The 9752-nt window shown below is 68.2% G+C and carries 11 protein-coding genes; all 11 read right to left on the reverse strand.

The window, feature by feature from the left end:
• Positions 1-79: 79 nt before the first annotated feature.
• Positions 80-364, reverse strand: a complete 285-nt coding sequence (locus QRO95_RS15100; RefSeq protein ID WP_005409434.1) for a hypothetical protein — start codon at positions 362-364, stop codon at positions 80-82.
• A 37-nt stretch (positions 365-401) separates the two neighbouring features.
• Positions 402-1991 (reverse strand): calcineurin-like phosphoesterase family protein, encoded by a 1590-nt coding sequence (locus QRO95_RS15105; RefSeq protein WP_285302912.1) that lies wholly within the window; start codon positions 1989-1991, stop codon positions 402-404.
• Between the two features lie 98 nt (positions 1992-2089).
• Positions 2090-2710, reverse strand: a complete 621-nt coding sequence (hisIE, locus tag QRO95_RS15110; protein WP_285302913.1) for a bifunctional phosphoribosyl-AMP cyclohydrolase/phosphoribosyl-ATP diphosphatase HisIE — start codon at positions 2708-2710, stop codon at positions 2090-2092.
• Positions 2700-3476 carry an imidazole glycerol phosphate synthase subunit HisF gene (gene hisF, locus QRO95_RS15115; protein WP_182267716.1) on the reverse strand — a complete coding sequence of 259 codons (777 nt, stop codon included), beginning with the start codon at positions 3474-3476 and terminating at the stop codon, positions 2700-2702. Before hisF ends, hisIE begins: the two co-directional genes overlap by 11 nt.
• A complete protein-coding gene (gene hisA, locus QRO95_RS15120; RefSeq protein WP_110712131.1) occupies positions 3470-4204 on the reverse strand; it encodes a 1-(5-phosphoribosyl)-5-[(5-phosphoribosylamino)methylideneamino]imidazole-4-carboxamide isomerase in 735 nt (244 codons plus the stop codon). Before hisA ends, hisF begins: the two co-directional genes overlap by 7 nt.
• Complete coding sequence (gene hisH, locus QRO95_RS15125; protein ID WP_008268504.1) at positions 4201-4803, reverse strand: imidazole glycerol phosphate synthase subunit HisH; 603 nt, start codon at positions 4801-4803, stop codon at positions 4201-4203. Before hisH ends, hisA begins: the two co-directional genes overlap by 4 nt.
• On the reverse strand, positions 4800-5873 hold the full coding sequence (hisB, locus tag QRO95_RS15130; protein ID WP_285302914.1) for a bifunctional histidinol-phosphatase/imidazoleglycerol-phosphate dehydratase HisB: 1074 nt from the start codon (positions 5871-5873) through the stop codon (positions 4800-4802). The genes hisH and hisB overlap by 4 nt, the downstream gene beginning before the upstream one ends.
• Positions 5870-6964 (reverse strand): histidinol-phosphate transaminase, encoded by a 1095-nt coding sequence (gene hisC / locus QRO95_RS15135; protein ID WP_285302915.1) that lies wholly within the window; start codon positions 6962-6964, stop codon positions 5870-5872. Before hisC ends, hisB begins: the two co-directional genes overlap by 4 nt.
• The gene (gene hisD / locus QRO95_RS15140; RefSeq protein WP_285302916.1) at positions 6961-8256 is read right to left on the reverse strand and encodes a histidinol dehydrogenase; all 1296 of its coding nucleotides are present in this window, start codon (positions 8254-8256) and stop codon (positions 6961-6963) included. Before hisD ends, hisC begins: the two co-directional genes overlap by 4 nt.
• Positions 8253-9164: an ATP phosphoribosyltransferase gene (gene hisG / locus QRO95_RS15145; RefSeq protein ID WP_032129944.1), complete on the reverse strand. Its 912-nt coding sequence runs from the start codon at positions 9162-9164 to the stop codon at positions 8253-8255. Before hisG ends, hisD begins: the two co-directional genes overlap by 4 nt.
• A 34-nt stretch (positions 9165-9198) precedes the next feature.
• Positions 9199-9507 (reverse strand): YerC/YecD family TrpR-related protein, encoded by a 309-nt coding sequence (locus tag QRO95_RS15150; RefSeq protein WP_088025802.1) that lies wholly within the window; start codon positions 9505-9507, stop codon positions 9199-9201.
• Positions 9508-9752: the final 245 nt, after the last annotated feature.

Consider the following 9752-nt stretch of genomic DNA (forward strand, 5'->3'; position numbering starts at 1 on the left):
CCTGCTTGGATCGATTGAATCGCCCCGATTCTCAGGCATCGGGGCGGCTTTGCCTAGCACGCCGATGGTTCAGGTTGGCCTACATGCCTTCCTGTTCGGCCACCTGCACACCATCCACCAGCACGCGCAGGCGCTGCGGGCGGAAGCCGGCAAACAGCAGTGGCCGGGTGCGCTCGACCAGCACTTCGTGGCCGGCGATGTGGCGCAGCCACGACTGTACCAGCGAGAACGAGAAGTGGGTGCCCGGATGCAGCGGGTGTTGCACCCAGACCTTCTCGGTAGCGCTCTGCAGCAGCATCGCGCCAGTGAACCAGTGGCGGCTGAGGGTCACCGGCGTAGTGCCGGCCATGAAGCGGATATCCATGCGGGGTCCTTTCGCGTTGGGCAGCGACGCCCTTGGATCAGGGCTGGGCAGTCTGCAGGCTGTAGCTGGTGGTGGCGGTGAACACTGCACCATCAGGCTGGGTGGATCGTACCTCGACCTTGTGGCTGCCTGTTGCCAGGTCGGTCGGGAGCGCACCCCGCCACAGGTGCGGCGACGCAGTGGCCTCCGGCGAACGGTCGTAGCCGCGCAGGCTGTTGGCCAGATCATCGGCCACGTTCTCCACCATCAGGCGCGGATCGGGCTGGCTGACCTGCTTCATCGGCTGCCAGGCGCCACCATCGACGCGGTACTCGACCACGCTGGCGTCCTCACCCATGTAGACGTTGGCGTAGACACCCCACGCCGGATAGGCGCCCTGGCGCAGTACCTTCGGCGCATGCAGGCCGATCTGCTCGCTGGCCGGCTTGCCGGCCACGCGGTACTGCAGGCGATAGCTGCCGTTGCCGGCCACGTCGAGCAATGCATAGCCCTTCGGCGTGCCGTCGCTCATGGTGCTGTCCGGCACGCCGGCGGCATTCTTGACGCCCGACCAGAACGCACCACAGTTGGCACCGACGTTGTATTCGTGCAGCGGCTTGTCACCGTTCCAGCCCTCGGCCTTGCCGTGGTAGACGTGCTGCTGGGTGTGGCTGTGGCCGCTGAGCACCAGCACGTTGCGGAAGTCCTTCAGCAGATCGAACAGGCGCTGGCGGTCGGCGTGACGGAAAGTCTCGCGCCCCGGCGCCGCGTCGAACAGCGGGATGTGCATGCCCAGCACCAACAGGCGATCCTTGTGCAGGCCCTTCAGGTAGCTGGCGAGGAAAGCGAACTGGTCTTCGCGCAGGCCGCCGATGTATTTCGGCTTCGCCTTGGGGTCGTACACCACGTCGTCCAGGAACACGAAGCTGGCGCCACCCTCTTCCACCGCGTAGGTGTCCGGACCGTAGATGTTGCGCCAGCTGTCCAGCGAATGCTCATCGCTGGCCGCATCGAAATCGAGGTCATGATTGCCCGGCACATGGAACCACGGCACGCCGAGCGCGGTGGTGACCTTGTTGATCGCCGGGTACAGGGTCAGGTCATCGTTGACGATGTCACCCAGGGTGGTGCCCATGCGCGCCCTGGTCTGGCCAACCAGCGGCGCCACGATCGACTGCTGGTAGTAGCCGATGTCCTTCAGGCTGGCGGTCTGCGAATCGGTGAACACCAGCATCTGGAAACCACGGCGGCTGTCATGGCGATCCGACTGCAGGGCGAAATCCCAGTTGCGGGTGACGTCGCTGGTGGCGGCGATGCCGCCGTACTTCAGCGCCGGTGAACCGTTCGGGCGGTAGTGGCGCCAGAACGAAGGCAGGCCATCGGCCGCCTTCGGGAACGAATACGCATCGGGCTTGATCACGAACACGGTCTGGCCGTCGCGCACTGGCAGGCTGTAGCTGCCGTCGGCGGCGGTCTTGACGATGGTCTCGCCGTTGGAAACCTGCACCCCGGCCAGACCCGGATCGGTCGCACCGCGCCCGGGTTTGCCGTCGCGCTCCAGGTAGACCTTGCCGCTGACCACGGTATCCGCGGCCCAGGCCGGCGAGGTCAGCAACAGGCAGCACAGCCAGGCGGCAGGCAGTTTCATGGGCGGTCCGGGAAAGAAGAAGACCCCCTATTGTAGAGCCGAGCCATGCTCGGCTGCATTGCAGAGGTGGGTGCGGACCGTTGGTCCTCACGCCTTCCTCAACGATGGCGCTTTTCCAGCACCGCCCGCGCATCATCCAGCGACAGCCCGCGCGCGCGCAGCAGCACCAGCAGGTGGTACAGCAGGTCCGAAGCCTCGCCGAGCAGCGCCTCATCATCCTGCGCCACGGCGGCCAATGCGGTCTCCACGCCCTCCTCGCCCACCTTCTGCGCGATGCGGCGGATGCCGCCCTCGAACAGGCTGGTGGTGTAGCTGCCCGGCGGGCGCTGCGCCTCACGCATCGCCACCAGCTGGCCCAGCCCGCCCAGGAAGTCCTTCGGCGCCTGGTCGAAACAGCTCTCGGCACCGGTGTGGCAGGTTGGCCCGGCCGGGCGTGCAATCACCAGCAGGGTGTCGGCATCACAGTCGACGCTGATCGACTGCACCACCAGCACGTTGCCGGACTGCTCGCCCTTGGTCCACAACCGCTGCTTGCTGCGGCTGAAGAAGGTCATGTGGCCGATGGCCAGCGTGGCAGCCAGCGATTCGGCGCTGACATAGCCCAGCATCAGCACCTGCAGGGTGTCGGCATCCTGCACCACCGCCGGCAGCAGGCCGTCGCCCTTGCCCCAGTCCAGCGCCTGCAGCGCATCCAGCGACGGCCTCACTTCAATAGACATCCCGCACCTCGATCTGCTGTCCGCGCAGGTAGCGCTTCAATTCTGGAATGGCGATGGCGCCGCTGTGGAACACACTGGCCGCCAGCGCACCGTCGACATCGGCCTGGTCGAAGGCCTCGGCGAAGTGTTCCATCGCACCGGCGCCACCGGAGGCGATCAGCGGTACCTGGCACAGTGCCCGCGCCTGCTGCAGCTGCGCGACATCGTAACCACGGCGCACACCATCGCTGTCCATGCAGTTCAGCACGATCTCGCCTGCGCCACGCCGTTGTGCTTCGACAATCCAGTCCAGCGTGCGCAGCGCCACCGCCTGGGTCTTGCCCGGGTCGCCGCTGAAGCGGCGGACCCGCCACTGGCCATCCGCCTCGCGTACCGAGTCCACACCCACCACCACGCACTGCACGCCGAACTCGTCTGCCAGCTCGGTGATCAGCTCCGGGCGGCCCAGCGCAGGCGAGTTGATCGACACCTTGTCGGCACCGGCGAACAGCACGCGGCGCGCGGTTTCCACGCTGTCGATGCCACCGGCCACGCAGAACGGAATATCGATCAGGCGAGCGATGCGCTCGATCCAGGCGACGTCGACTGAACGCGCCTCGGGGCTGGCGCCGATGTCATAGAACACCAGCTCGTCGGCGCCCTGGTCGCGATAGCGCTGGGCCAGTTCGGCGATGTCGCCCATGTCGACGTGGTCGCGGAAGCGCACGCCCTTGACCACGCGACCATCGCGCACGTCCAGGCAGGGAATGATGCGTCGGCTCAACATGCCAGCGCCTCCGCCAGGTCCATGCGCTGCTCCAGCAGCGCCTTGCCGAGGATCGCACCGCCGCAACCGGCGGCACGGGCCTCGGCCACATCGGCCACGTCACGGATGCCACCGGAGGCCTGCACGGCCACGCCCGGCAGCAGCGCCGACAGGTGCTGGTAGAGGCTGATGTTGGGCCCGGCCAGCATGCCGTCGCGGGCGATGTCGGTACACAGCAGGTGGCGCATGCCGGCACGCGCATAGCGCTGGGCCAGATCATCCAGGGTCACGCCGGCGTTCTCGGTCCAGCCGTGCACCGGCAGCTGCCATTGGCCCTGCGCATCCTGGCGGGCATCCAGCGCGATGGTGATGCGCTCGGCACCGAACTCTTCCAGCCAGCCGACCACTTCGTCGGGGCGGCGTACTGCCAGCGAACCCACCACCACGCGGCCGGCGCCGGCATCGAGGATGCGCGCCACGTCGTCGCGGCCGCGCACGCCACCGCCGGTCTGCACCTGCAGCGGCGTCTGCGCACGGATCGACGCCAGCAGCGGCGCAAGGGTGTAGCCACCGGCACGCGCAGCGTCCAGGTCGACCAGATGCATCCACTGCGCGCCCTGCGCAGCGAAGGCCTGTGCACGCGGCAGCGGATCGTCGCCATACGAGGTTTCCTGCGCGTAGTCACCCTGGCGCAGCCGCACCACGCGGCCGTCGCGGATATCCAGCGCGGGGTAGACGATGAAACTCATGCAGCAGTGCCCTCGAGGAAGTTGCGCAGCATCAGCGAACCGGTCTCGCCGGAGCGCTCGGGGTGGAACTGTGCGCCGTAGTAGCGCCCCTGCTCCACCACGGCAGTGAACAGGCCACCGTGGTCGCAGGCAGCAACAGTGTGGGTATTGAGTGGCGCCGCATAGCTGTGCACGAAGTAGGCGCTGGCGCGTTCGGGCACGCCTTGCAGCAGCAGCGATTCGCGCAGCGGGAGCAGGCGGTTCCAGCCCATGTGCGGCACACGGATGCCACAGGCCGGTACCAGCTTGCGCACCACGCCCGGAATCAATCCCAGTGTCTCGACGCCGGCCTCCTCGGACCGCTCGAACAGCAGCTGCATGCCGAGGCAGATGCCCATCAGCGGCACCTCCAGTCGCTGCAGCGGTTCCACCAGACCCTGCGCATGCAGGCGCTGCATGCCGGGACCAGCGGCGCCGACGCCGGGCAGGATCACCCGCTGCGCACCGACCAGACCGTCCGCATCGCGTACCAGCCGCACCGTCGCGCCCAGGCGCTCCAATGCGTAGCGCACCGAGCCCAGGTTGGCACCGCCGGCGTCGATCAGCGCAACGTCGCTCACAGCGCCCCCTTGGTGCTCGGCAGTGCCGTGCCCTGGCGGGCCAATGCCGGGCGCAGCGCGCGCGCCAGTGCCTTGAAGCAGGCCTCGACCTTGTGGTGGTCGTTGTCGCCGCGCACCTGCAGGTTGAGGTTCAGGCCGCTGGCGTCGCACAGCGAACGGAAGAAGTGCGGTACCAGCTCGGTCGGCATGTCGCCCACGCGCTCGCGCTTGAATTCGCCCTCGAACACGAAATAGGGGCGGCCACTGAAGTCCAGCGCGGCACTGGCCAGGGTCTCATCCATCGGCAGGGTGAAGCCGTAGCGGCCGATGCCGCGCTTGTCGCCCAGCGCCTCGCGCAGGGCCTGACCCAGCGCCAGCCCGGTGTCCTCGATGGTGTGGTGCTCGTCGATGTGCAGGTCGCCCTCGGCCTGGATGTCCAGCGCGAACCCGCCGTGCTTGCCGATCTGTTCCAGCATGTGGTCGAAGAACGGCAGCCCGGTGGCGATGCGCGCATCACCGGCACGGTCCAGATCCAGTTCAACGCGGATCTTCGTCTCCTTGGTGTTGCGCTGGACCACCGCGGTGCGTGGCGCGTCGGCCAGTGCGTGGGCGATGCCCGGCCAGTCCCACTCGCCACCGAACTGTTCGGTGCGCAGCTGGAAGCCACGGATGTTGAGGTTGTCGGCGAACTGCAGGTCGGTGATGCGGTCACCAACCATGCCCGAACGCACCCAGTCGATGCTGCGGTCCTGCAGGTAGCCTGTCATCAAGCCGATGCCCGGCTTGCGGGTCGGCGCGTTGTCCTGCGGCCAGCTGCAGTCGATCAGCACGTCACGGAAGGTGATGCCCTGGCTTTCGAAGATCTGCAGCATCAGGTCGTTGGGGCCGTCGAAACTGGCGCGCGGGTAGCTCTCGCTGCCCAGTCCGTCCTGGTTGGTGACGATCACGAACTGGTAGCCGGCATCGCGCAGTTTCAGCAGCGCCGGGATCACCTGTGGCACGAAGCGCAGTTTCTCGTAAGCATCGATCTGGAAGTCGGCCGGTTCTTCAATGAGGGTGCCGTCGCGGTCGATGAACAGGATCGGTGTCATGCTGCGGCCCTCCGCGCCGACAGAGCCGCAAGCACGCGGTCATTCTCTTCGGGGCTGCCGATACTGATGCGCAGTGCATCACCCAGCTGCGGCGCGGCGCGCTGGTCGCGCACCACCACACCGGCATCCAGCAAGGTGTCGAACGCTGCCTGCGCATCAGCGAAGCGGACCAGCAGGTAGTTGCCGGACGAGCGGTACACGCGACGAACGCCAGGCAGGCCCGGCAGCGCAGCGAACAGGCGTTCGCGCTCGGCGATGACCGTGGCCACGCGCTCGGCGGTACGTGCCAGTGCGGCCGGCTGCAGCGCCTGCACGGCCAGCTCGGCGCACGGGGTCGGCACCGGGTACGGCGCCTGGCAGCGCCGCAGTACGGCAATCAGTTCCGGCGCGGCGATCAGGGTGCCGATGCGCGCGGCCGCAAGTGCGTGCGCCTTCGACAACGTGCGCAGCACTGCCAGATTGGCGTGCGTGGCCAGCAACGTGGTCGCCGACGGGCGCTGCGCATACTCGACATAGGCCTCGTCCACCACCACCAGGGCCTGCCCACGCAGAGCAGTGGCGACGCGCTCGATCTCGTCCAGGGCGATGTCACTGCCGGCCGGGTTGGACGGTGCGCACAGGAAGACCAGCTTGGCGTTGCGCGACTTGGCTGTATCGATCACAGCATCCAGATCGGCACGCAAGCCGTCTTCGGTATCCACCAGGGGCACTTCAATCAGTGCGGCGCCCTGCAGGCGCGCACAGACCGCGTACATGCCGAACACCGGCGGCGTGACCAGCACGCCATCGCGGCCCGGCACGCACAGCGCGCGCACCAGCAGATCGATGGCTTCGTCGCTGCCGCGGCCGATCAGCAGCTGCTGCGGCGTTACTCCATACAGCCCAGCCAGGCCCTCGCGCAGGGCCAGCGGCTGCGGCTCGGGGTAGCGACGGCTGCTGCCGGCGCTGTCGGCCGGATTCGCCCAGGCCGATTCGTTGGCATTCAACCAGACCTCGCCCTGCACCGCTGCACTGCGCGCCGAACTGTAGCCAGCGAAGGCCTGCAGGTCCGGGCGCACCAGCGCCAGCACATCATCGATATCCGCGTTCATGCCGCCGCCTCCATGCGAAGCGCAACCGCACGCTCATGCGCATCCAGGCCTTCGGCGCTGGCGATGATGCGTGCGCAGCCGCCGATTGCCGCCAACCCTGCAGCGCTGGCGCTCTGCACGCTGATCAGGTTCTGGAAGCTGGCCACGCTGACACCGCTGTAGGCGCGCGCGGCACCCGCAGTGGGCAGCACGTGATTGGTGCCGCTGCAGTAGTCGCCCAGCGCTTCGGGGGTGTAATCGCCCAGAAACACCGAGCCGGCCGCCTGCACCTGGCCCAGCCAGTCGCGCGGTTCGCGCAAGGCCAGGATCAGGTGCTCGGGCGCATAGCGGTTGCTGATCGCGAAGGCCTCGTCCAGCGAATCGACCTGGATCAGCCGCGACGCCGACAACGCCTGTCGCGCGATCTGCTGGCGCGGCAGCAGGGCCACCTGGCGCTCCACCTCTGCCTCGACCGCCGCCAGCATCGCGGGGTCGTCGGTCAGCAGCAGTACCTGCGAATCCGGGCCGTGCTCGGCCTGCGACAGCAGGTCGGCGGCGACGAACGCCGGATTGGCGCCAGCATCGGCAATCACCAGCACTTCGGAGGGACCGGCCGGCATGTCGATGGCGGCCGCGCCATCCTGTGCGACCTGCTGCTTGGCTTCGGTGACGAAACTGTTGCCGGGCCCAAACAGCTTGTCACAGGCCGGGATGCTGGCCGTGCCGTAAGCCATCGCGGCGATCGCCTGCGCGCCGCCCAGCTTGAACACGCGCTGCACGCCGGTCAGGCGCGCGGCTACCAGCACCGCCGGATCGGCGCTGCCATCGGCGCGCGGCGGCGTGCACAGCACCACCTGCGGGCAGCCGGCCAGCTGCGCCGGAACACCCAGCATCAGCGCGGTGGACGGCAGCGGCGCGCTGCCTGCCGGTACGTACAGGCCCACCCGGCCGATCGGACGCAGCATGCGCTCGCAGACCACGCCCGGTGCGGTTTCAACTGCATAGCCTTTGCCCATGCCCGCGGCGTGGAAGCGCGCGATGCGTTCGGCGGCTTCGACCATCGCCTGCCGCAGTTCGGCGGGCACGGCGGCTTCGGCAGCGGCAAATTCGGCTTCGGAAACTTCAAACGAGGCCAGCTCGACACGGTCGAAACGTGCAGTAATCGCACGCAATGCGTCGTCGCCCTGCGCGCGCACCTGTGCAATCAGGGCCGCCACCGCGTCACGGGTCTGCTGCGCCACGGTCTGCACCGGGCGGGTCAATGCCGCGCTGCGCGCGGCCTCATCAAGTCGGGACCAGATCAGACGGTTCATGCCAGCGACCGCTCCACGCTCAGTACCATCAGGCCCTGCGCACCCGCGCGCTCGAGTTCCTCCATGCGCTGCCAGCTCAGCGGGCCGGGGCACATGGTCTGCAGGCGCAGCGCACCGCCATCGGCCGGCAACCGCACCAACGGCTCGGCATCGGCCAGCAGCTGCGCCAGCGCGTCGACGCGGTCCTCGCTGGCACGGAACATCAGCAGCTTGCGGTCCTGTCGCTGAACCACGCCGTCGAGGCGGCGCAGCAGCATCGCGCGCAGCGATGCACGTGCATCATCCGGCGCGCGCACCGCGCCGGCCAGCACCGCCTCGCTGTCGAGCAGGTTGTGCACTGGGGTCAGCTGATTGGCGCGCAGGGTGGCGCCGCTGGACACCAGATCGCAGATCAGGTCGGCGGTGCCCAGGCGCGGGGCGATTTCCACCGAACCGGACAGCTCGACCACCTGTGCGTCCACGCCCTGCTCGGCCAGCCACTGCTTGAGGATGGCCGGGTAGCTGGTGGCGATGCGGGTGCCGGCCAGCTGCGCCGGACCCTGCCACTGCCATTCCTCGGGCACCGCCAGCATCAGCCGGCACTGGCCGAAGCCCAGCCCGCGCAATGCCTGGTAGGCATCCGGCAGACCGATCTGGCGCCGCGCGGCGGCCTGTTCGTCCAGCTCGTTGCGGCCGACGATGCCGAGATCGCAGACGCCGTCGGCGATCAGGCCGGGGATGTCGTCGTCGCGCACCAGCAGCAGGTCCACCGGCAGCGATTCGCCGTAGCAGAACAGCTTGTCGCGGCTCTCGCGCCAGCTCAGGCCGCAGGCGCTGAGCAGGTTGCGCGCGGGTTCGGCCAGCCGGCCACTCTTCTGGATGGCGATACGCAGCCGGTCTCGTGCCGGCGCTGCCTGGGTTGCACTCATGGGGGATGTCTCGAAGTTCGGAACGGGGCGCGGATCAGCGCGAAGCAAGGCGGTCGATGGCGGCGGCATAGCCTCGATGGCCATGCTCGAGCGTGCGTGCCACCCGTCCGGTGGTGGTCACGCTGACGCCGGTGCGCTCGTGGATCTCGCGGTACGGCACGCCCTGCTGCAGCAGCGGCACCACCTTCCAGCGGTCAGCCATGGCTTCCAGCTCGGCCGGGGTGCACAGATCACGCAGGAAGGCTTCGACCTGTTCCGGTTCGCGCAGGGCGGCAAAGGCTTGGGCCAGGGCTTCCAGGTCGGCCTTCGGGTCTTTGGCGGCAATCTCGGGGCGGGCTTTCACGGGGTCGTTTCCATGCATCAATGTAATAGTGCGTTAGTACGTTAACGCATTCTTGCGCAGTGCGTCAAATCGAGGGTTGAGGGGGCGGCAGGGCTGCTGCCCTGCACCCGCTAAGAGCCAGAGCAAAAGCTGGTTTCCTGACCGTTGGCGGGGCGGGTCCGGGTGAGGGGGGACGCTGCAAGTACCCCTACGGGGCCCGGCCCAGCCGCTGGCGGCTGTGCGTTCGGGCGCTTGCGAAGCAGTGC

The organism is Stenotrophomonas maltophilia group sp. Smal13, from assembly GCF_030236855.1.
GTDB classification, from domain to species: Bacteria; Pseudomonadota; Gammaproteobacteria; order Xanthomonadales; family Xanthomonadaceae; genus Stenotrophomonas; species Stenotrophomonas maltophilia_A.